Source organism: Burkholderia sp. 22088 (genome assembly GCF_052045915.1).
GTDB lineage: Bacteria > Pseudomonadota > Gammaproteobacteria > Burkholderiales > Burkholderiaceae > Burkholderia > Burkholderia cepacia.
On the sequence record NZ_JBQEPY010000018.1, the window covers coordinates 149,521 to 171,145 of the forward strand.

Consider the following 21,625-nt stretch of genomic DNA (forward strand, 5'->3'; position numbering starts at 1 on the left):
GGCCGGCCGTCACCGGCTTTCGCCCGATGCGACGCGGCCGGCCGCTTCGTCCGCGCCGCCGCCGGCGGCACTCCCGCTGCCGACCAGTTCCTGGTAGCGCACGTATGCGCATTGCGCAGACGCCTTCGCCGCGTACATCGCCGCGTCGGCCTTGACGAGCAGTTCCTCGGCGGACGCGCCGTCGGCCGGAAACTCGCTGACGCCGATGCTCGCGCCGACGGCCATGCGCCGGTCGCCGAACTCCAGTTCTTCAGCCATCACGAGCTGGATGCGCGACGCGACGTCGCCGATCACCGCCGGTGAGCGCACGTCCGCAATCAGCACGATGAATTCGTCGCCGCCGAGCCGCGCGACCATGTCGCCGCCGCGCAGCACGAGGCTCAACCGCTTGGCGACCGCGACGAGCGCGCGGTCGCCGGCCGAGTGTCCGTGCTGGTCGTTGATCTGCTTGAAGCGGTCGAGATCGACGAACATCACGGCCAGCCCCTCATGCATCGCGGCCGCACGCCGGATCGCGGCATCGAGCTGCTCCATGAACAGCAGGCGGTTCGGCAGCGCGGTCAGCGCATCGTGGCCGGCGAGGTGCGTGAGCTCCAGTTGCTTCGCGCGCAGCATCGCGACCTGCGTGCGGATCTCGACGCGCATGCTGTCGAAACAGCGCGCGAGCACGCCGATCTCGTCGGCGCGCCCGACCGGCAACTGCTCGGCGGCCGGATCGTCGAACACGTGCGTCGCCGCGCGCGCGAGCGTCTGCAGCGGCCGCGTGATCGCACGCGCGAACAGGATCGCGAGGATGACCGCCATCAGGCTCGACACGAGCACCATCCGGATGATCCGTTCGCCGAGCACGCCGGCCGGCGCCAGCACGTCGGCCAGCGGGCGCCCCATCCCGAGCACGACGAAGCGGTTGCCCTCGTCGTGCCCGAACGGCGTACGCGCGAACGCGAACATCTGCCCCGGCGCATCGGCGGGATCGGTCAGGCCGTTGAGGGTAACGTTCGTGCGGGCGCTGTCGAACAGCGCGCGCGTGACGGCGAAGCGGTCCTGCATCAGCACGCGCCGCCCGCGATCGAAGCCGAACGTCTGCGACGGATCGGGGTGCACGAGGAAATCGCCCCACTCGTTCGCGAGATACACCGCGTAGTCTTCCGGCAGATCGCGCTCGAGCCGGTCGAACACGCGCGACAGTTCGACATCGACGACGAGTGCGCCGACCGTCTGGCCCGACGCGTCGACGACCGGCGTGCCCACGCGCAGGATCGGCAGCCCCTCGGCCGCATGCGTTCCCGTCTCGTGGTTGATCACGATCGGCGACAGGTAGATATGACCCGGTGCCGTCGCGAGCGTATCGAATACGTAGGAAAACTGTCCTTTCTCCTGGAACGCGCTGTCCGGCAGCACGACGATGCCGTGCGCATCGCGATCGACGCGAATGCGTTCGATCCCGAAATCCCCGCGCGCGATCAGGCGAACCTGCAGGTATTCCGGGTGATTTCTCATGAAGCTGTAGAACACCTGCTCGAGCTCGAGCCGCGCGCGTGACGCGCCTTCCCGGTTGTCGCCGCCCGAGACCAGCGCGCACGACGGCATCTGCGCGAGCACGAGCGCATCGTCCGCGACGTCGGACAGCGCGGTGGTGAAGCGTTGCCCGAGCAGTTGCGTCGACATCAGCAGGCTGTGCTGTGCCTCCTGCACGAGCATCGCGCGGTTCGCGCGATATGCGTAATAGCCGGTCGTGCCGGACGCGATCACGCCGATGCATGCGAACAGCACCGACAGTTTCGATGTGAGCCCGAGCCGGATCATTTTCCGAACCGCTCCGGACGGTCGCCCGACACGATGCGGCTCCACAGCGATTCGCGCCGCGCGATGTCCTCGACGGGCTGGAGCCAGACGAGATGCTGGTGCGCGGTGTCGAGGCCCGGCGGCGGCGCGAGCGTGTTCGCGAGGCCCTGGCGTTCGGTCAGCAGCGCGCCGATCGCCGGTTCCAGCATGTAGTTGATCCATGCGAACGCGAGCTCGGGATGCTGCGCGCCGCGCGTGACGGCCCAGCAGTCGAGCCACGCGAGCGCGCCTTCGTCCGGGATCACGTAGCCGACGTCCGCGCCGGCGCGCCGCAGCAGTTCCACCTGCTGCGTGCCGTAATTGCCGAACATCAGCGCCGCGCGATGCTCGACGAACAGCGCGGTCGCCTCTTCAGGAAGCGTGTAGTACGTCAGCAGGTTGCGGCGCAGGTCGATCAGCTTGTGCGCAACGGCGAGCGTCTGCGCGGGCGACAGGCGGAACGGATCGGGATAGCCGAGCGCCAGCGCCGTGAACGAAAAATTGTGCTGCGCGCTGTTGAAGTCGAGCACCTTGCCGCGGTAGCGCGGATTCCACAGCTCCCGCATCGAGCGCGGTGCGGCGGAAACCTGCCTGCGGTCGTAGATCAGCCCCATCGACGAATACGTAAACGGGATCGCATGGGCAGCCCCCTCTTCGACGAGCCCGTCGATCGTCGCGAGCTGCTGGAAGTTCGGCAACTGCCGCCGCCGGTTCGGGATGCGCGACAGGTCGATCGGCGCGAGCAGACGTTCGTGCGCGTAGCGCTGGATCTCGGCCGTGTTTGCGGCCAGCACGTCGTACGGCGGCGGCGCCGCGCTGTGCATCCGGGTCCACAACGCTTCGTCGGAGTCGACGAACGTCACTTCGACGCGTACGTGAAATTGCGACTCGAACGCGCTGACGACGTCGCGGTCCGCATAACCGGGCCAGGCCAGCACGCGCAGCACGTTGTCGTTGACGGTTTCGGGAGAGTCGGCGAAAGCCGGCAGGCCGGGCGCGAGCAAGCCCAGTGTCAATATGATGAGCAGCCTGCGCACGGCGCCGCGGGCGCGCGTACGTGCGCCGATTCCCCTGACTAATCGGACCCCGTGTGAATCGCCCGGCTGCATTCGACGTCCTTTTTCGAGTCGATGCGATATCCCGCAACGAGACCATAAAACGCATCGCCGCGCAATCGGCAGAAGCCGCACGCAGCGCGTGCGCGGCGACGACGGCGCCGCTTCGCCGGCACATCGCCGCACACGCATGAAACGCCGTCGGGCGAGCGGCCAATGATCAGTCGAAAGCGCGCCGTCGTCGCTTCACCGGTTCGGGAACCGGCCCGTCACGCTTGCGCATCGCGATGTCCGTCGATGGCGCGCGGCACGCCCAGCGGATTCGCATCGCGCAGCGCATCGGGCAGCAGCGCATCGGGCACGTCCTGATAGCAGACCGGGCGCAGGAAGCGGCCGATCGCGAGGCTGCCCACCGATGTCGAGCGGCCGTCCGACGTCGCCGGATACGGACCGCCGTGCACCATCGCATGCGCGACCTCGACACCCGTGCCGAAGCCGTTCACGAGAATGCGCCCCGCGCGCCGTTCGAGCAGCGGCATGAATGCACGCGCCGCGTCGTGATCGCCGTCGTCGACATGCAGCGCTGTCGTGAGCTGCCCGTCGAGCCGCTCGACGAGCGCATGCATCGTGTCGAGATCCGGGCAGCGCACGACGAGCGATGCGGGGCCGAACACTTCGTCGTGCAACCCGGGCTGATGCGCGAACCGGTCGGCCTGCGTCGCGAACAGCGCCGCGCGGCCCGCATGACGGATCCCGTCATCGGCCGCCGCGCCGCGCGCAAGCAATTCGACACCGGCCTGCGCACCAAGGCGCACGACCGCCTCGTCGTACGCGCGGTGAATGCCGGGCGTAAGCATCGCAGCCGCGGGCAGATCGGCCAGCGTGGCGGCGGCAGCGGCCTCGAAGCGCCGCAGCGCGGGGCCGTCGACGCCGAGAATCAGGCCCGGATTCGTGCAGAACTGACCGACGCCGAGCGTCAGCGCCGCCGCAAATGCGCGGCCGATCGCCTCCGCGCGCGCGTCGAGCGCATGCGCAAACAGCAGCACGGGATTCACGCTGCTCATCTCCGCGTAGACGGGTATCGGCTGCGGTCGCGCAGCCGCGAGCGCCATCAGCGCGACGCCGCCGCCGCGCGAGCCCGTAAAGCCCACCGCCTGGATGCGTGGATCGCGCACGAGCGCGGCACCCACCTCGTAACCGTCGTCGAACAGCAGCGAGAACGTGCCATCCGGCATCGCACATGCCTCCACGGCTTGCTGAATCGCGCGACCGACGAGCGCCGACGTGCCCGGATGCGCGGGATGCGCCTTCACGATCACCGGGCAGCCGGCCGCCAGCGCCGACGCCGTGTCGCCGCCCGCGACCGAGAATGCCAGCGGGAAATTGCTCGCACCGAACACGGCGACGGGGCCCAGCGCGACGTGCTGTACGCGCAGGTCGACGCGCGGCAGCGGCTGACGCGCCGGCTGCGCGGGATCGATGCGCACGCCGACAAAGTCGCCCGCCCGCACGACCTGCGCGAACATCCGAAGCTGCGCGACGGTGCGGGCGCGCTCGCCTTCGATGCGCGCGCGCGGCAGACCGCTTTCCGCGACGCAGCGCTCGACCAGTGAATCCCCGAGCGCGAGCAGCCTCTCGGCGATCGTGTCGAGAAACGCCGCGCGCGCGTGCAGCGACGTATGCGAATACGCGTCGAATGCCTGTGCGGCCAGCACGCAGGCTGCGTCGACGTCCTGCGCCGATGCGCGGCCGAACACGGGGGCAAGTACCGCGCCGGTCGCCGGGTCGATCGCCTGGAATCCCGCGGCGCCGGCCGCGCTGCGTCGACCGATCAGGGAAGCGCCAGAAATCTGCATAAATCGTCCTCGTTGAACATCGTTGAACCGTGCCGTCGCGCGCAGCGCTCAGCGGCCCCAGCGCAGCACAAGCGGATCGAGCGAGCGGGCGATCCGCAGCAGGCTCGCGCGCGTGTCGGGATGCATCGACGGCAGCGGATGACGCACGGCGTCCGACGCGATCACGCCGCCCGCCTTCATCAGCACCTTCGCGGTCGCGATGCCGCCTTGGCGGTTCTCGTGATTGATGAGCGGCAGCCAGCGCCCGTACTCGCGCTCGGCTTCGTCCGCACGGCCGGCCGCCCATGCGTCGACGATCCGGCGGATCCCGTCCGGATACGCGCCGCCCGTCATGGCCCCCGTCGCGCCTGCTTCGAGATCGGCCATCAGCGTGATCGCCTCCTCGCCGTCCCACGGCCCGACGATCGCGTCGCCGCCGAGCGCGATCAGCTCGCGCAGCTTCGCGGCCGCCTGCGGCACCTCGATCTTGAAGTACGACACGTTCGGAATCTCGATCGCCATCCGCGCGAGCAGCGCGGCAGGCAGGTGCGTGCCGCTCGCCGGCGCGTCCTGGATCATGATCGGGATGTCGATCGCATCGGAGACGCTGCGGAAGAACTCGACGATCGCCGCCTCGCCCGCGCGAAACGTCGCACCGTGATACGGCGGCATCACCATCACCATCGCGGCGCCCGCGTCCTGCGCGCGGCGGCTGCGCTGCGCGCACACGGTCGTGCCGAAATGCGATGTGGTGACGATCACCGGCACGCGGCCGGCGACGTGCTCGAGCACACAGTGCATCACCGCATCGCGCTCGTCGTCGGCGAGCGAGAACTGCTCGGAGAAATTCGCGAGCACGCACAGGCCGTTCGATCCCGCATCGATCATGAAGTCGACGCAGCGGCGTTGTCCGTCGAGGTCGAGACGGCCGTCGTCGGTGAAGATCGTCGGCACGACGGGAAACACGCCACGAAAGCGCGCGGATGAAATGTTCGGTTGCATCAGTGGCACTCCTTGCCGCAGAGGATTCAAATCAGGTGATCGCGCCGATCTGCCACGGCACGAATTCGTTCTGCCCGTAGCCGTGCAGCTCGCTGCGCGTCGCGTGGCCGGACGCCGCGTCGAGCATCATCCGGAACAGCGTCGCGCCGAGCGCGTCGATGCGCGCGCCGCCGTCGAGCACATCGCCGCAGTTCAGGTCGATGTCGTCGGCCTGCCGCCGCCACAGCGCGCTGTTGGTCGCGAGCTTCAGCGACGGCGTCGGCGCGCAGCCGTATGCGGAGCCGCGCCCCGTCGTGAAGCAGATCAGGTTCGCACCGCCCGCGACCTGCCCGGTCGCGGAGATCGGGTCGTAGCCTGGCGTATCCATGAACACGAGCCCTTTCGCGCGAACGGGCATCGCGTATTCGTAGACGTCGACGAGATTCGTGCTGCCGGCCTTCGCGATGCCGCCGAGCGATTTCTCCAGCACGGTCGTGAGACCGCCCGCCTTGTTGCCGGCCGACGGGTTGTTGTTCATCGCCGCGTGATGGCGCGCGCAATAGTCCTCCCACCAGCGGATCCGCGCGACCAGCTTCTCGCCGACGTCGCGCGACTCCGCGCGGCGCGTGAGCAAATGCTCGGCGCCGTAGATCTCCGGCGTTTCGGACAGGATCGCGGTGCCGCCGTGCTTCACCAGCAGGTCGACCGCCGCGCCGAGCACGGGGTTCGCGGTGATGCCCGAATAGCCGTCGGAGCCGCCGCATTGCAGGCCGACCGTCAGGTGGCTCGCATCGACGGGCTCGCGCCGCACGTCGTTCGCGGCGGCCAGCATCGACTCGACGAGCGCGATGCCCTTCTCGATCGTCTTGCGCGTGCCGCCGCTGTCCTGGATCGTGAACGTGCGCAGCCGCGCGTGCTCCGTCAGCCCCTGGGTTTCGAGCAGGCGCGGAATCTGGTTGGTTTCGCAACCGAGCCCGATCACCAGCACGGCCGCGAAATTCGGATGGCACGCATAGCCGCCGAGCGTGCGCTGCAGGATCGCGAGGGCGTCGCCGTCGGGGTCGACCGCGCAGCCGACGCCGTGCGTCAGCGCCACCACGCCGTCGACGTTCGGATACGCGGCGAGCGCGTCGGGGTGGATGTCGCGGCGGAAATGATCGGCGACAGCGCGCGCGACCGTCGCCGAGCAGTTCACCGACGTCAGGATGCCGATGTAGTTGCGCGTCGCGACCCGGCCGTCGGCGCGCACGATGCCGTCGAACGTCGCGCGCTGCGCCTCGGGCACGAACGCGGTATCGCGGGTGCCTTCGCCGAACGCGTAATCGCGCGCGAACTCGCCCATGTCGAGGTTGTGCGTGTGGACGTGCTGGCCGGGCCGGATCGGCTGACTCGCGAAGCCGATGATCTGGCCGTAGCGGCGCACGGGCGCGCCGGCGTCGATCGCGCGCGTCGCAATCTTGTGACCGGGCGGGATCAGCCCCGCGACGCTCACGCCTTCGTCGTCGAGGCGCGTGCCGCTGACGAGCTGCTCGACGGCGATGACGACATCGTCGGCGGGATCGAGCCGGATCGCGCGCGTGCGCGACGCGGCCGGCGGCTGCCGGGTTTCGGTGGGAAGTGACGACATGGTTCGGTTCCGGTTGAATCGGGCGACGGGCTTCAGTCGAGGCCCCGGTCGCGGTAATCGATGAGGCTCGCGCAGACGGCCAGGCCGAATGCCGCGACGACGAAGAACATCAGCGCAAGGAAATAGGTGCCGGTGAACTGCACGATGAGGCCGATCAGGATCGGCACGATGACGCCGACGATGTTGCCGCCGAAGTTCATCGCGCCCGCGAGCAGGCCCGCCCGGGACTGGCCGCCGAGCGCCGCCGGCACGCCCCAGAACATCCCGCACCAGCGGATGAAGAACAACGCGACCGACAGCAGCACGACGACGCTGACGAGCCCCGTCGCGAAGCTCACCGCGAGGATCGCCGCGGCGGACGCGAGGCCCGCGACCGAGAACATCGCGCGCATCACGCGGTTCGGCGCGCCGCCGGCCGCACGCCACTTGTCGGCGAGCCAGCCGCCGAACAGCTCGCCGACGAAGCCGCACATGAAGATGATGAAGGTCGCGCCGCCCATCTGCTTGAGGTCGAAGCCGTGCGCCTTGTGCAGGTAGCTGGGCATCCACGTCATCAGCCCGTAGAACACGCTGTTGTAGCAGGCCCAGCTCGCGAACATGAACAGCACGGAACGGTCGCGCAGCAGTTCGCGAAACGGCACGCTGCCCTTCGGCTCGCCCGCGCGGGCCGCGGCCGCATGCGCGGTCACGTGCTCGAGCTCGGCCGCGTTCACGCCGGCATGCTCGGACGGATGGTTGCGGATGTACCACCACGCGAAGATGCCGACGACGATCGTGCCCGCGCCCGCGACGACGAACGCGAGCCGCCACGAGCCGAGGCCCGCGATCAGCGCGGTGATGATGATCGCACCGCACGCCGAGCCGAGCGGCGCGCCGCCGTCGAGCAGCGCGGCGCCGCGGCCGCGCTCGGCCGGCGTGAGCCACGTACCCGCGAGCTTCGCGCCGGCCGGCATGATCGGCGATTCGGCGATGCCGAGTCCGAGCCGCGTCAGCAGCAGCGGCACCCAACTGAAGCACGCGGCCGCGACGGCCTGACATGCGCCCCAGCCGATCGTCGCGAGGCCGACGATGGTGCGCGCCTTGAAGCGGTCGACCAGCAGCCCGCTCGGGATCTGCATCAGCGCGTACGTCCAGAAGAACGCGCTGAGCAGCACGCCTTCCATCGCGGGCGACAGGCTGAATTCGGTCGAGATGATCGGCAGCGCGACGGACAGCGACGCGCGGTCGATGTAGTTGATCGACGACAGCAACAACAGCAGCCAGAAAATCCGCCAGCGCACGGCCGTCGGCGCGGCGGTCGAGGCATGGGCCGTCGGGCGGGGTCCGGCTGAGTCTTCGAGGTGCATACGTGTCTCCAGTGGGAATGGGTCGCCGGTCACGCTTTCTTCGAAGCGTTGGCCAACTAATATATTAGTTGGCGATTATAGAGATACCTTCCGGTGCCGATACGGGGGTAAACCCCGGAATCGATCGATCGAGAATCCGCCACCGATCCGCCGAAATCGGTATGCGCACTAATATACTGATCGACCGGCACCCACCGAGGACGCCGGTCGCCTGCCACCCTCTAGCCCATTCATGAAGTCAGAACGCACCACCCAGGACACCTTCATCGCCCGCCTGATCCCAGCCGAATTCACGCTGGACCGCTCGCAGGCCCTGTCCGTGCAGATTCACGCGCTGTTGCGCGACGCGATCGTGACGATGACGCTGCTTCCGAACGACGTGATCTACGAGCGCGCGATCGCGGAGGCGCTCGGCGTGTCGCGCACGCCCGTGCGCGAGGCGCTGCTGCAGCTTGCACGCGAGGAGCTCGTGCTGATCGCCGCGCAATCGGGCACCTTCGTCGCGCCCGTGAAGCGCGAGCAGTTCGTCGAGAGCGCGCTGATCCGCAAGGTGCTGGAAACGGCCGCGATCCGCCGCGCGGCCGAAGTCATCAGCGCGCGCGAGCTCGAACAGCTCCACGACATCCAGGATGCGCACCGGCGCGCGATCGAACGCGGCAACGCGGTCGCGGCGATCGCGTGCGACAACGCGTTTCATGCAACCGTCAGCGCGGCCGCCCGGCTACCGCGCGTGCAGCAGCTCGTCGAGATCGTGCGCGCGCCGATCGACCGTGTGCGGCACGTGACCGTGCGCGATCCGATCGTCGGCGAGGTCACGCTTGCGCAGCATCAGAAAGTGCTCGACGCGCTCGAGCGGCACGACGCCGATGCGGCCGAGCGCGCACTACACGAGCATCTCGACGATGCGTACGCACGGCAGCAGCGCGCGTATGACGAGCATGTCGCGTTGTTCGAAGGGCTTTGATGGTGGTAGCGGCGGCCTGAAACGCGGCCCGCGGCAGCGGGCCTGTCGCACCGCTCGCCTGCTGCCGGCGCGCTAGCGCCACGCTTGCGTGAACTCCGCGATCACGCGCGACAGGTGCGCGCGCATCGCGTCGCGGGCCCCTCCCGCATCGCGCGCCATGATCGCCGCGAAGATCCGCTGGTGATCCTGCTGCGACGCCTCGCGCAGCGCGGTCGAGTGAAAGTGCTCCTCGATCTTGTCCCACAGCGGATCGCTGCGCGCGCAGTCCCACATCGCGGTGACCATGTGCAGCAGCACCGTGTTGCCGGTCGATTCCGCGATCCGCAGGTGGAACTGGCGATCGGCCGCGTCGTATGCAGCCTTGTCGTCCATCTGCTCGCGCATCGTCGTCAGCGAGAAAAACAGGCGATCGAGATCGGCATCCTTGCGCTCGGTCGCCGCGAGCGCGGCAACCTCCGCCTCGATCAGCCCGCGCGCGCGCAGCGTCTCGATCGGCCCCGGGCCGCGCGGCACCTCGAACGTCACCGGCCGCGCGGCATCGGCCGCCGACACGTAGATGCCCGAACCGATCCGCACCTCGACGATCCCCTGCACTTCGAGCGCGATGATCGCCTCGCGCACCTGCGTGCGGCTCACGCCGAACTGGTCGGCCAGGCTGCGCTCGGACGGCAGCCGCGCGCCGGCCTCGAACGCACCGGCAGCCACCATCGCGTGAATCTGCCGCGCGAGGCCGATATAGGAGCGGTCCGCGGCATCGGCATCGCGGCTGGCTGGCTGGCTGGAAAGATCGGTCATCGAAAGGCTCGCAACAGGCTGGCCGGCACCGTCGCGACGCCGGATCGGCAAAATGGTACACCAATTTCGGCCCGCGTCCGGTTCGACGTATTGGCCGACGCGCCAGGGTGCGCGGAGAAGCGTCATGCCGCCGGTTGCGATCCCGACAACTGGTAAACCACTATCCCGCATAACTGGCATACCAATCATAATCCGCACACCGGAGACGGGCCGGCACGCCGCCGCCCGTCCGCCCGATGCATCAACCGCCAGCCAGGAGCCGCTCCAGTGAAGATGTCTTTCCGTTGGTACGGCGAGTCCGATCCGGTCTCGCTGCAATACATCCGCCAGATCCCGGGCGTCACGCATATCGTGTCGGCGATCTACGACGAACCGGTGGGCGAAGTCTGGCCCGCGCACAAGATCGACGCGCTGAAGGCGACGATCGAACGCGCCGGCCTGCAGTTCGAAGTCGTCGAATCGGTGCCGGTGCACGAGGACATCAAGCTCGGCAAGCCGGGCCGCGACCGCCTGATCGACAACTACCGTCAGACGATTCGCCATCTCGGCGCGGCCGGTGTCCGCGTCATCTGCTACAACTTCATGCCCGTCTTCGACTGGACGCGCACCGAGCTGTCGAAGACGCTCGACGACGGCTCGACCTGCCTCGCGTTCAGCACCGCATCGGTCGACCGGATCGATCCGAACGACGGCATCGCGCTACCCGGCTGGGATTCGAGCTACCGGCCCGAACAACTGCAGGCGCTGCTCGCCGACTATCGCGAAGTCGACGAAAACGCGCTGTGGGCGAACCTCGAATACTTCCTGAAGGCGATCATCCCCGCGGCCGAGGAAGCCGGCGTGAAGATGGCGATCCACCCCGACGATCCGCCGCGCCCGATCTTCGGGCTGCCGCGCATCGTGAAGAACCGCGACGATCTCGCGCGGATCGTGCGCATCGTCGACACGCCCGCAAACGGGCTGACGCTGTGCTCGGGCTCGCTCGGCGCGGGCCCGCAGAACGATGTCGAAGCGCTCGTGCGCGAGTTCGGCGCGATGGGCCGCATCCATTTCGCGCACATCCGCAACGTGAAGGTCGATGCGAACGGCGATTTCGAGGAAACCGCACACCTGTCGAGCTGCGGCTCGCTTGACATCGCCGCAATCGTGAAGGCGTACCACGACACCGGCTTCACCGGATACGTGCGCCCCGACCACGGCCGGATGATCTGGGGCGAGACGGGCAAGCCCGGTTATGGCCTCTACGACCGCGCGCTCGGCGCGGTCTACCTGAACGGCCTGTGGGAAGCGCTGGCGAAGTACGACCGCGCGCCGCAAGCGTCGCAATAACCCGCCCATCGAGGCGGCCGGCGCAGCGGATCGCCGGTCGCCCGTCACGACATTCCGCGCGGAGACACCCCATGCCACGCATCCGATGGGCCATGATCCTGATGTGCTTCCTGGCCAACGTCATCAACTTCATCGACCGCGCAAACCTCGCGATCGCCGCACCCAGCATCCGCGCCGAGCTCGGCCTCGACGCGGTCGGCATGGGGCTCGTGCTGAGCGCGTTCTTCTGGACCTACGCGTTCCTGCAACTGCCGGCCGGCTGGTTCATCGACAAGGTCGGCGTGCGCGTGAGCCTCGCGCTGGCCGTGGGCTGGTGGTCGGCGTTCACCGTCGCGACGGGCGCCGCGCGCGGCCTTGCGCAACTGGTTGGCGTGCGGCTGATGCTCGGCGTCGGCGAAGCGGCTGCGATCCCGTCGTTCGCGAAGGTCGCGTTCAACTGGTTCCCGCGCAGCGAACGCGGACTCGCGAGCAGCATCTTCGACAGCGGCTCGCGCGTCGGCTCCGCGCTGTCGCTGCCGCTCGTCGCGTGGCTGATCTCGATCGTCGGCTGGCGCGGGTCGTTCGTGATCACGGGCGGCATCGGCATCGTGTGGGCGCTGGCGTGGTGGTTCGTCTATCGCGACCCGGAACGCTATCGCGCGATCGCGCCCGATGCCGTCGATGCCCTGCTCGCGCAGCGCGGCGCACCGGCCGTTGCGGCCGCAACCGACGGCCCGAAGGTGTCGTGGCTCGACCTGTTCCGCTATCGCACCGTGTGGGGCATGATGATCGGCCTGTTCTGCCTGAACTTCGCGATCTACTTCTTCATCACGTGGTTCCCGAGCTACCTGCTGCAGTCGCGCGGCTTCTCGCTCGCGTCGCTCGGCACGTGGGGCATGCTGCCCGCGCTGCTCGCGATTCCGGGCGGCTGGCTCGGCGGCTACGTGTCGGACAGCCTGTTCCGCCGCGGCTGGAGCGCGACCGCCGCGCGCAAGACCTGCCTCGTGCTCGGGATGCTGCTGTCTTCGTCGATCGCGCTGTCGGCCTTTGTCGAGAACGTCTGGGCGTGCCTTGCGCTGTTCGCGCTCGCGTATGCCAGCCTGTCGTTCGCGGGCGCCAACGTATGGACGCTCGTCGGCGAAGTCGCGCCGACGCCGGCGCATGTCGCGTCGCTCGGCGGCATCCAGAATTTCGCGGGCAATCTCGCGGGGATCTTCATCACGACGTTCACGGGCGTGATGCTGTCGATCACGAAGGGCTCGTTCGTCGTGCCGCTCGCGGTGGCCGGTGCGTTGTGCGTGGTCGGCGCGCTGTCGTACCTGTTCATCGTCGGCAAGGTCGAGCCGCTGCCGCCGCTGCGCGGCGGTGCGAACCGGCGGAACGTGGAGCCGAACGCGGCCTGACGCGGCGAGAACGCGCGGCCGGCACGCGTGCACTTTCCTTTTCGGGCCGCGCATCGGACAATGAGCCGCGCCCGCCGGCGCGGCGCCAGTCCGGCCCGCGCGCGGCGACGGCGCGCGCCACCCTCGCCGATGAAACGCTACGAAACCCTCGCCCATACGATCGCCGACGACATCCGCAACGGCAACCTCGCCGTCGGCACGCGGCTGCCGTCGCTGCGGCAGATCATCGCGCAGCACGGCGTGAGCCAGTCGACGGTGTTTCGCGCGTACTACCTGCTCGAACAGTGGGGGCTGATCCGTGCGCGCGAACGCTCGGGCTACTACGTCGCGCCGGGCGCGACGCCGGAGGCGGGCCCGTCGCCCACCCGCCGCGCGAAACGGGCCGGCGCCACGCGCAAGGTCGACATCAGCAGTCTCGTGTTCTCCGTCCTCGACGCGGCCACGCAGCCCGGCATCGTGCCGCTCGGCTCCGCATTCCCGTCGCCTCAACTGTTTCCGTTGCCGCGCCTCGCGAAATCGCTCGCGCAGGCCACGCGGCTCGTCAGCCCGTGGAGCACGGTCGTCGACCTGCCGCCCGGCAACGAGGCGCTGCGCCAGCAGATCGCCCGGCGCTATCTCGCGACGGGCATCTCGCAGCCCATCGACGAGATCGTCGTCACGAACGGCGCGCTCGAGGCGCTGAACCTGTGCCTGATGGCCGTCACGCGGCCCGGCGACGTCGTGGCCGTCGAAGCGCCCGGCTTCTATGCGGCGCTGCAGGCGATCGAACGGCTCGACCTGCGCGCGGTCGAGATTCCCGTCGATCCGCGCACGGGCCTCGATCTCGATGCGCTCGCGAACGCGCTCGACCGGCACGACATTCGCGCGTGCTGGTTCATGACCAATTTCCAGAATCCGACCGGGGTCACGCTGTCCACCGAAAAAAAGCGTGCGCTCGTCGAATTGCTCGCCGCGCGCGACGTGCCGCTGATCGAGGACGACGTATACGGCGAGCTGCATTTCGGCCCCGACTACCCGCTGCCCGCGCGCGCGTTCGATCGGCACGGACTCGTGATGCACTGCAGCTCGTTCTCGAAGACGCTCGCGCCCGGCTACCGGATCGGCTGGGCCGCCGCCGGCCGGTTCGCGGAGAAGGTGCAGCGGCTCAAGCTGATGACGACGCTGTCGGCCAGCATTCCCGCGCAGGCCGGCATCGCGAACTATCTCGAGCACGGCGGCTACGACCGGCACTTGCGCAAGCTGCGCGGCGCGCTGCACACGCAGCTCGACCGGATGGACGACGCGCTGCGCCGCTGGCTGCCGGCCGGCGTCGAGTGGGTGCGGCCCGAAGGCGGCTATTTTCTGTGGCTCGCGTTTCCCGACGCGATCGACGCGATGGAGCTGCATCGCCAGGCGATCGCACGCGGGATCAGTTTCGCGCCGGGGCCGCTGTTTTCGGCCGCGCACGGCTTCGAACGTTGCGTGCGCGTGAACTTCGGCCATCCGTGGAGCCGCGACATCGAACGCGCGATCCGCGTGCTCGGCGAGCTGGTCGCGCAGCCGTCGGTCCGCAAGGGCGATTGAAGCGCACACGGTGCGCCGCCTGCGTCACGCGCCATGCACGCAACCCGTGCGCGGGTTACAGTGCTGATCCCGCCGCCTCTTCATGATTTCCCATGAGTCAACTGCCCTACCTCGATCACGACGCGCTGTTGAAACTGGCCACCGAAGCAGCGCACGTCACGCAGCCGTGCACCTGCACGAAAACGCCGCTCGCCGGATGGACGACCTTGCCGCTGTCGCTGCAGGACGCGCAACTGACCGAAGTCGCCACGCTCACGCCGCCGGGCGAGGCTGAGCCGACCTACGCCGAATATCATCCGGCCGGCACGCGCTACGCGTCGGACGACGCGCCGATCGCACTGCGCCACTTCCCGTACAACCGCTGCACCGTGAGCCGCTGCCGCGCGTGCGGCCGGCTGTTCCTGCGCTACCAGGAAGGCGGCGGCTACTTCATCGACCAGCGCATCCGCGCGCTCGATCCGGCGCTCGTCGTCGACGCCGACGCGTAAGCACCCGTCACGGGCATGCACGCATGCCCGGCCCGCGCCGGCCTGCACCGGCATCTCGCCGGCCTCTCGCCGGCCATCTGCTGCGCCCTTTTCGTCCCGATCTGCTGCTTGTCCCGCCGCCCCGCGTTCCCTACGCTGTCTCCGGTTGCCTGACACCCGTCGCAACGCCCTCCCGAGCCGTGCGCATCGTGCCGTGGCTCCTCTCGCGTATCACGTCATGTATCGATATACCGTTTTCGACCGGGCGCTCGTGCACAGCCGCGCCGCCCAGTTTCGCGACCAGCTCGAGCGCTGGCAGCTCGGCACGCTGAGCGAAGACGCGTTCCGGCCGCTGCGCCTGCAGAACGGCTGGTACGTGCAGCGCCACGCGCCGATGCTGCGCGTGGCCGTGCCCTATGGCGAACTGTCCAGCGCGCAGCTGCGCGTGCTCGCGCGGATCGCGCGCGAATACGATGTGCCCGACGACGCCACCTACCGCGCCGCATGCGACGCGCAGGCCCTGCTCGGCACGCTGCGCCTGCCGACCCGCAGCGCGCATTTCACGACGCGCACCAACGTGCAGTTCAACTGGATTCCGCTCGCCAGGGCAGCCGACGTGATGGACCTGCTCGCGACCGTCGACATGCACGGCATCCAGACGAGCGGCAACTGCATCCGCAATATTTCGTGCGACGAGCGCGCCGGCGTCGCGCCGGACGAGATCGCCGATCCGCGCCCGTTCGCCGAGGTGATGCGCCAGTGGACGACGCTGCACCCCGAATTCGCGTTCCTGCCGCGCAAGTTCAAGATCGCGATCACCGGGGCGGCCGAGGATCGTGCCGCGACCGACTGGCACGACGTCGGCCTCAAGCTCGTGCGCGACGATACGGGCGCACTCGGCTTTCGCGTGAGCGTGGGCGGCGGGATGGGCCGTACGCCGACGATCGCGACGCTGCTGCGCGCGTTCCTGCCCTGGCAGCACGTGATGAACTACATCGAGGCGATCGTCCGCGTGTACAACCGCTACGGACGGCGCGACAACAAGTACAAGGCGCGCATCAAGATCCTCGTGAAGACCGAGGGGCAACGCTACATCGACGACGTCGAGGAAGAGTTCCGCCAGATCGTCGAACACGACGGCGGGCTGCACACGATCGCCCAGGTCGAGTTCGACCGCGTCGCCGCGTCGTTCGTCGCACCGTGCCTCAAGCCGCGCACGGTCAGCCTGCGCGACGCGAACCTGCGCGTGTCGGCCCAGGCGGCACACCATCCGGCCTTCGCGCGCTGGCTTGCACGCAATGTCGCCGATCACCGCGACCCGGCGCTGCGCATCGTCACGCTGTCGTTCAAGCGCCGCCTGCAGGCACCGGGCGACGCATCGCCGGACCAGCTCGATGCGCTCGCCGATCTCGCCGACCGCTTCTCGGCCGGCGAGGCGCGCGTCACGCACACGCAGAACGTCGTGCTGCCGTGGGTGCATGTCGACGACCTGTTCCCGCTGTGGGAAAACGCCCGCGCGATCGGGCTTGCCAGCGCGAACGTCGGACTCCTGACGGACATGATCGCGTGCCCCGGCGGTGACTTCTGCGCGCTGGCGAACGCACGCTCGATCCCGATCGCCGACGCGATCGCCGAGCGCTTCCAGGATCTCGACATGCTGCACGACGTCGGCGACATCGACCTGCACATCAGCGGCTGCATCAACTCGTGCGGCCATCATCACAGCGGCCACCTCGGCATCCTCGGCGTCGACAAGGACGGCGCCGAGTGGTACCAGGTCACACTCGGCGGCTCGGACGGCTCGACCGCGAGCGGCCCGGCGCGGCCGGGCAAGGTGATCGGCCCGTCGTTTTCGGCGGACGAGATCGTCGATGTCGTCGAAGCGATCGTCAACGCGTACCTCGACGCGCGGATCGACAGCGACGGCCGCAGCGAACGGTTCATCGACACCGTCCGCCGCATCGGCACGGAACCCTTCAAGGCCGCGGCGAACAACGCGCGCCATCAGGTGGAGCCCGCATGAAGCCAGAACACCCGACCGAACGCATCCGGCTGCTGACGCCGGTCGAACATGCCGCCGATACGCAGCGGCACGACGCCGCGACGCTGACGATCGGCAACGACGAGGAACTGCCGCCGCTTGCCGCGCAAATCGCGCAGGCCGCGCGCATCGACCTGCAGTTTCCGTCGTTCACCGATGGCCGTGCATACAGCCAGGCCTACCTGCTGCGCAAGCGCTACGGCTTCGCCGGCGACCTGCGCGCGACCGGCGAGGTGCTGGTCGACCAGTTGCTGCTGATGGAGCGCACCGGGTTTTCGAGCGCGGTGCTCGGCGACGGCACGGACATCACGGCCGCGCGGCGGCAGCTCGACCGGTTCCCGGGCTTCTATCAGCACGATGCGAGAACGGCGATGCCGCAGCAGAACGCGGCAACGCCCGCCGCAAAATGAAACGGGCGGCACGCTGGCCGCCCGTACGAAGAACCGGAAAGGTCCGGCCGGCGCCCGCCGCGAAGCGGGCGCCGGCGTTCAGCGCGCCGCCACCGGCTTGCCGAACGCGCCGAGAATCTTCTTCTCGAGCGCGATGTAGTCGCGGCCGAAGTGGTGATCGCCCTGCGTCTTGATCACGTCGGCGCCCGTGTTCACAAGCGCCGGACACATCGTGTCCTTCTCCTCCGCGCCATAGAAGCACTGCACGAGCTGCGGCGGCACCTTCGCGATTTCCGGCGCGACCTTCAGCGCCTTGTCGCTCGCGGGCATGCCGAGCCAGCCCGTCACGCGGATCTGGAAATCGGCGGCCGGCGCGAAGCCGAGCAGCGACATCACGGCGACCTTGTCGCGCAGGTCGGCCGGCAGCCGGTTGTACGCGAACGGCATCACGTCGGCACCGAACGAGTAGCCGACCAGCGCCACGCGATTCGCATGCCAGCGCGCCATGTAGGTGCGCATCACGCGCGCGAGATCGCGGCTCACCTGCGCCGGCGGCTTCTCGCTCCAGAAATAGCGCAGGCTGTCGATGCCGACCACCGACACGCCGTCGCGCTGCAGCGCCTCGGCGATCGTCTTGTCGAGATCCCGCCAGCCGCCGTCGCCCGAGATCACGATCGCGAGCTGGCCGTTGCCGCCCTTGGCCGGCAGCTCGACGAGCGGCAGATCCGACACGTCGAGTTCGTCGCTGCTGGTGGTGTCCCGCAGGTGCGACGTGACGAGCGACACGAGCTTCGCGGAATCGCCCGCGGCCGCCGTTTCGACGAAACCCGGCATCGCGCGGCGCACGATCGTCGGATCGGGCGGGCACGGCTTGAAGCGCGGATCGAGCCTGGCCGCCGGACCGACCGATACGACGCCGGCGATCGTGTTCTCCGGCGCCATCGACAGGATCTGCTTCGCGATCGCGCCGCCCTGGCCCACGCCCGCGACGATCGGCGTGAAATAGCGCGACGATTGCGCGAGGCGTTCGAGCTGGTGACTGACCGCTTCGGCGTCGCCGTCGAGGTGGTGGCAGGTCTCCTGCTTCGCGGCGAGATTCGTCGCGTAACGCTCCGAATCGACGCCGACCGTCATCGCACCGGCTTTCGCGAGCGCATCGGCGGCCTGCTGGTCGGCCGCACTCCAGCCGGCCTCGCGCGAGAACAGCACGACGAAGCCGCGCAGCGGCCCGCCGGGCTTGGTCACGGTGACGGGCCCGTAGCGGCCGCCCGATACGGTTTCGGCTTTCACCGCGGCCGGCTGCGTGGCGCACGCGGCGCCGGCCAGCATCATTCCCGCGCAGGCGGCTGCCGCCCGCGCGATTCCCTTCTTCAACATCATGAACGCCGACCTCCAGCCAGCAATGACAGGTCCGCGAGCGTGACGAACACGCCGACCGAGCCCGAGGCCGCGAGATAACGCGGCTCCCAGTGCGGTTCGAACTTGCTCTTGAATGCGCGCAAGCCGCGGAAGTTGTAGAAGCGGCCGCCGAAGCGCCAGACCATCAGGCCGACCCGGTGCCACGGCGACGGCATCTTCGCCGCCCCCATCCCCGAGAACGGCGCGATGCCCAGGCTCAGCTTGCGGAAGCCCGCTTCCTTCAGATGCAGCGCGAGCTGCGTAAACAGATATTCCATCGCGTACGGCGATGCGTCCGGCAGGTGGCGCATCACGCCGACCGTCGCCTCGGTGTTGAGGTCGGTCGTCATGAACGTGACGAACGCGATCGGCTTGTCGGCCTGCCGCACGAGCATCACCGACTGCGTCGCCAGATAGCCGTCGTGGAACGCCGCTACCGAGAAGCTCTTCTCACGCGCGTCGCGGCTGTCGAGCCAGCCATCGGAGATGTCGCGCAAGGCCGGCAGCGTGGCCGGCACGTCGGGCGGTGCGATCACCTCGACCGTCAGCGCATCCTTGTCGCCGCGGCGCAGCGCGTAGCGCAGGTGCGACCGGTTCGAACCCTTCAGGTCGAACTGGTCGAGCGCGATATGCGCTTCCTCGCCGAGCTTCATCAGCGTGAGCCCCGCGTCGAGATACAGCGGCAGCGCGTTGGCGCGCACCTGGTAGAACGCCGCACGACCGCTGTGCGCGTGCGCGAGCGCGATGAACTTGCCGATCAGCGCAGGCCATTCCTCGCGCGGCCCGACCGGGTCGTGCAGCGCGGCCCACGTGCGGCCGTACTTCGCGTACATCAGGAACGCCTGGCGCGATTCGGAGAACAGGAACGACTTGTCGCCCATCAGCGCGAGGCCCGCATCGCTGCATTCCTGCGCGCGGATGATCCGTTCGGCATCCGACAAGTCCTGCGCCGCGGGCTTCACGAAACGGCCGGGCGCCGGGCGCAGCAGTTGCCACAGCGCGAACAGCGCGACGAACACGCCGGCTGCGAGCGTCGCGCGCAGCGCACGCGGCGCACGCGCGTCGAACGAGAAATGCGACCAGAGCTCGCGCGTGTACGGCACGTCGCGGAACGCGAAGAACAGCACCCACACGGCCAGCATCAGCACCATCGCCACCGACACGAACCAGCTCACCGTGAAGCGCTCCGCGAGCAGCGACGAATGGCGGTTGAAACGGCGGCGGCTGACGAGCAGCAGCACCAGCAGCGTGCCAAGCACGCCGGCCTCGACGAACGCGAGGCCTTTCGCGAGCGACAGCGCGAGGCTTGCGAGCGTCAGCGCGAAGGTCATCCACCACGCACCGTCGAGGCGGCGCAGCAGCCCGCGCGCGACGAACAGCAGCGCGACGCCGAGCACGCTGCAGATCACCTGCGAGCCTTCGAGCACCCACAGCGGCACGAGGTGGCGCAGGATCGCGATCCGGTGCCAGAACGCGGGCGTCGCGCTCGAGATCACCAGCATGCTACCGACCGCGAACGTCACGAGGCTCAGGAACACCGGCGCGAGCTGCGACACGCGCACGGCCTGCCGCGTGACGAGCCGGCGGCGCAGCGCGCGGCCCTCGAAACCGGCCAGCAGGCCGGCCGACAGCACGAGCGGCACGCCGAAATAGATTGCGCGATACGCGATGAGCGCGGCGACCATCGCGTGCGGGGGCACTTCGCGACCGAGCGTGAAGACCATCGCGGCTTCGAACACGCCGATCCCGCCCGGCGTATGGCCGATCATCCCGAGCAGCAGCGCGGCCGCATACACCGTGATGAAGGTCGGGAAGCCGACCGGCGCGGCCGGCAGCAGCACCCACAGCGTCAGGCCCGCGGCGACGACGTCGAGGATCGCATAGACGACCTGCGCGACGAGATCGCGCCGCGCCGGCACGTCGAACGACAGCCACTTGAAACGCGTGACGACCGGGCGCGCCGTGCTGCCGCACATCGCGACCATCGCGGCCAGCACCACGAGCAGCGCGGCGCCGGTCCACGTCAGCACGCCGGGCGCGACGTGCAGCATCGCGGCGAGCGCCTTCGGCACGCAGACCATGCCGACCGCCGTCATCAACACCATGGCGAGCGCCAGCGTGCCGCTCGTGAACACCGTCATCCGGCCGATCTGCGCGGGCGTGACGCCCGACACGCCGTACACGCGTGCGCGGACTGCGCCGCCCGTCAGTGCGCCGAAGCCGGTCGCGTTACCGAGCGCGGACCCGGCGATCGCGCCGATCCACAACGCGACACGCGGCACTTTCGCGGCGACATAACGCAGGCCGACCGCATCGCGGGCGACGAGCGCGAGATAACTGAGGGCCGTCGCGGCCAGCGATGCGCCCCACTCGCCGACGGACATGTGACGCAACTCGCGGATCACCGACCGGTAGTCGACGGATTCCGACAGGTGCTGGAAAACCACGATCAGCAGCAGGCCGATGCCGAGCGCGAGCAGCGGCGACAGCACACGCTCGTTGCGGATCAGCGCCCGGACACGGGCGATCACCGCCGCGGCGCGGCCGGGCGAACCAGAGTGGCGGGAAGACATAGATGTTCAGTGGTGGTGCATAGCGTGTCGCGGCGCAAGACGGCCAGGCGGCGACG

16 protein-coding genes are annotated in these 21,625 nt (G+C 69.1%); 7 read left to right on the top strand and 9 right to left on the bottom strand.

Annotated features, from left to right (window positions below):
- Positions 1-9 precede the first annotated feature (9 nt).
- The 6 genes from ACTJLD_RS30660 to ACTJLD_RS30685 all read right to left on the bottom strand — a co-directional run bounded on the left by ACTJLD_RS30660 (position 10) and on the right by ACTJLD_RS30685 (position 8,668).
- Positions 10-1,806, bottom strand: coding sequence for a GGDEF domain-containing protein (locus ACTJLD_RS30660; RefSeq protein WP_334046838.1), 1,797 nt, complete (start codon positions 1,804-1,806; stop codon positions 10-12).
- On the bottom strand, positions 1,803-2,933 hold the full coding sequence (locus ACTJLD_RS30665; RefSeq protein WP_440660480.1) for an extracellular solute-binding protein: 1,131 nt from the start codon (positions 2,931-2,933) through the stop codon (positions 1,803-1,805). Before ACTJLD_RS30665 ends, ACTJLD_RS30660 begins: the two co-directional genes overlap by 4 nt.
- 215 nt (positions 2,934-3,148) lie before the next feature.
- Complete coding sequence (locus tag ACTJLD_RS30670; RefSeq protein ID WP_059683764.1) at positions 3,149-4,735, bottom strand: aldehyde dehydrogenase (NADP(+)); 1,587 nt, start codon at positions 4,733-4,735, stop codon at positions 3,149-3,151.
- Between the two features lie 48 nt (positions 4,736-4,783).
- A complete protein-coding gene (locus ACTJLD_RS30675; protein ID WP_059683765.1) occupies positions 4,784-5,716 on the bottom strand; it encodes a dihydrodipicolinate synthase family protein in 933 nt (310 codons plus the stop codon).
- A gap of 31 nt (positions 5,717-5,747) precedes the next feature.
- Complete coding sequence (locus tag ACTJLD_RS30680) at positions 5,748-7,322, bottom strand: UxaA family hydrolase (protein WP_059683767.1); 1,575 nt, start codon at positions 7,320-7,322, stop codon at positions 5,748-5,750.
- A gap of 32 nt (positions 7,323-7,354) precedes the next feature.
- A complete protein-coding gene (locus ACTJLD_RS30685; RefSeq protein ID WP_059683769.1) occupies positions 7,355-8,668 on the bottom strand; it encodes an MFS transporter in 1,314 nt (437 codons plus the stop codon).
- A gap of 232 nt (positions 8,669-8,900) precedes the next feature.
- Here ACTJLD_RS30685 and ACTJLD_RS30690 point away from each other — a divergent pair, with 232 nt between their 5' ends.
- On the top strand, positions 8,901-9,632 hold the full coding sequence (locus ACTJLD_RS30690) for a GntR family transcriptional regulator (protein ID WP_059697363.1): 732 nt from the start codon (positions 8,901-8,903) through the stop codon (positions 9,630-9,632).
- A 72-nt stretch (positions 9,633-9,704) separates the two neighbouring features.
- On the opposite strand, the gene ACTJLD_RS30695 is transcribed toward ACTJLD_RS30690, so the two are convergent.
- Positions 9,705-10,427 carry a FadR/GntR family transcriptional regulator gene (locus ACTJLD_RS30695; RefSeq protein WP_440660483.1) on the bottom strand — a complete coding sequence of 241 codons (723 nt, stop codon included), beginning with the start codon at positions 10,425-10,427 and terminating at the stop codon, positions 9,705-9,707.
- 267 nt (positions 10,428-10,694) lie between these two features.
- On the opposite strand from ACTJLD_RS30695, the gene uxuA reads away from it, so the two are divergent.
- The 6 genes from uxuA (at position 10,695) to ACTJLD_RS30725 (ending at position 17,619) form a co-directional block, all read left to right on the top strand.
- Positions 10,695-11,756 carry a mannonate dehydratase gene (gene uxuA, locus ACTJLD_RS30700; RefSeq protein ID WP_440660485.1) on the top strand — a complete coding sequence of 354 codons (1,062 nt, stop codon included), beginning with the start codon at positions 10,695-10,697 and terminating at the stop codon, positions 11,754-11,756.
- A gap of 71 nt (positions 11,757-11,827) precedes the next feature.
- The gene (locus ACTJLD_RS30705; RefSeq protein WP_321882065.1) at positions 11,828-13,138 is read left to right on the top strand and encodes an MFS transporter; all 1,311 of its coding nucleotides are present in this window, start codon (positions 11,828-11,830) and stop codon (positions 13,136-13,138) included.
- A 129-nt stretch (positions 13,139-13,267) separates the two neighbouring features.
- Complete coding sequence (locus ACTJLD_RS30710; protein ID WP_440660487.1) at positions 13,268-14,701, top strand: PLP-dependent aminotransferase family protein; 1,434 nt, start codon at positions 13,268-13,270, stop codon at positions 14,699-14,701.
- A 92-nt stretch (positions 14,702-14,793) separates the two neighbouring features.
- Positions 14,794-15,189: a hypothetical protein gene (locus ACTJLD_RS30715; RefSeq protein WP_027791795.1), complete on the top strand. Its 396-nt coding sequence runs from the start codon at positions 14,794-14,796 to the stop codon at positions 15,187-15,189.
- 217 nt (positions 15,190-15,406) lie between these two features.
- On the top strand, positions 15,407-17,191 hold the full coding sequence (locus tag ACTJLD_RS30720) for a nitrite/sulfite reductase (protein ID WP_440660489.1): 1,785 nt from the start codon (positions 15,407-15,409) through the stop codon (positions 17,189-17,191).
- A complete protein-coding gene (locus ACTJLD_RS30725; RefSeq protein WP_027791797.1) occupies positions 17,188-17,619 on the top strand; it encodes a DUF934 domain-containing protein in 432 nt (143 codons plus the stop codon). The genes ACTJLD_RS30720 and ACTJLD_RS30725 overlap by 4 nt, the downstream gene beginning before the upstream one ends.
- A gap of 78 nt (positions 17,620-17,697) precedes the next feature.
- On the opposite strand, the gene ACTJLD_RS30730 is transcribed toward ACTJLD_RS30725, so the two are convergent.
- Positions 17,698-18,978 carry a virulence factor family protein gene (locus ACTJLD_RS30730; protein ID WP_059697369.1) on the bottom strand — a complete coding sequence of 427 codons (1,281 nt, stop codon included), beginning with the start codon at positions 18,976-18,978 and terminating at the stop codon, positions 17,698-17,700.
- A complete protein-coding gene (mprF, locus tag ACTJLD_RS30735) occupies positions 18,975-21,569 on the bottom strand; it encodes a bifunctional lysylphosphatidylglycerol flippase/synthetase MprF (protein WP_440660491.1) in 2,595 nt (864 codons plus the stop codon). The genes ACTJLD_RS30730 and mprF overlap by 4 nt, the downstream gene beginning before the upstream one ends.
- Positions 21,570-21,625: the final 56 nt, after the last annotated feature.

Bases quoted from the DNA above. Each gene is read 5' to 3' on its own strand.
- ACTJLD_RS30715 (WP_027791795.1), top strand. From the start codon at position 14,794: ATGAGTCAACTGCCCTACCTCGATCACGACGCGCTGTTGAAACTGGCC.
- ACTJLD_RS30685 (WP_059683769.1), bottom strand. From the start codon at position 8,668: ATGCACCTCGAAGACTCAGCCGGACCCCGCCCGACGGCCCATGCCTCG.
- ACTJLD_RS30690 (WP_059697363.1), top strand. From the start codon at position 8,901: ATGAAGTCAGAACGCACCACCCAGGACACCTTCATCGCCCGCCTGATC.
- ACTJLD_RS30670 (WP_059683764.1), bottom strand. From the start codon at position 4,735: ATGCAGATTTCTGGCGCTTCCCTGATCGGTCGACGCAGCGCGGCCGGC.
- ACTJLD_RS30725 (WP_027791797.1), top strand. From the start codon at position 17,188: ATGAAGCCAGAACACCCGACCGAACGCATCCGGCTGCTGACGCCGGTC.
- ACTJLD_RS30680 (WP_059683767.1), bottom strand. From the start codon at position 7,322: ATGTCGTCACTTCCCACCGAAACCCGGCAGCCGCCGGCCGCGTCGCGC.
- ACTJLD_RS30710 (WP_440660487.1), top strand. From the start codon at position 13,268: ATGAAACGCTACGAAACCCTCGCCCATACGATCGCCGACGACATCCGC.
- ACTJLD_RS30660 (WP_334046838.1), bottom strand. From the start codon at position 1,806: ATGATCCGGCTCGGGCTCACATCGAAACTGTCGGTGCTGTTCGCATGC.
- mprF (WP_440660491.1), bottom strand. From the start codon at position 21,569: ATGTCTTCCCGCCACTCTGGTTCGCCCGGCCGCGCCGCGGCGGTGATC.
- ACTJLD_RS30695 (WP_440660483.1), bottom strand. From the start codon at position 10,427: ATGACCGATCTTTCCAGCCAGCCAGCCAGCCGCGATGCCGATGCCGCG.
- ACTJLD_RS30720 (WP_440660489.1), top strand. From the start codon at position 15,407: ATGTATCGATATACCGTTTTCGACCGGGCGCTCGTGCACAGCCGCGCC.
- ACTJLD_RS30675 (WP_059683765.1), bottom strand. From the start codon at position 5,716: ATGCAACCGAACATTTCATCCGCGCGCTTTCGTGGCGTGTTTCCCGTC.
- ACTJLD_RS30665 (WP_440660480.1), bottom strand. From the start codon at position 2,933: ATGCAGCCGGGCGATTCACACGGGGTCCGATTAGTCAGGGGAATCGGC.
- ACTJLD_RS30730 (WP_059697369.1), bottom strand. From the start codon at position 18,978: ATGATGTTGAAGAAGGGAATCGCGCGGGCGGCAGCCGCCTGCGCGGGA.
- ACTJLD_RS30705 (WP_321882065.1), top strand. From the start codon at position 11,828: ATGCCACGCATCCGATGGGCCATGATCCTGATGTGCTTCCTGGCCAAC.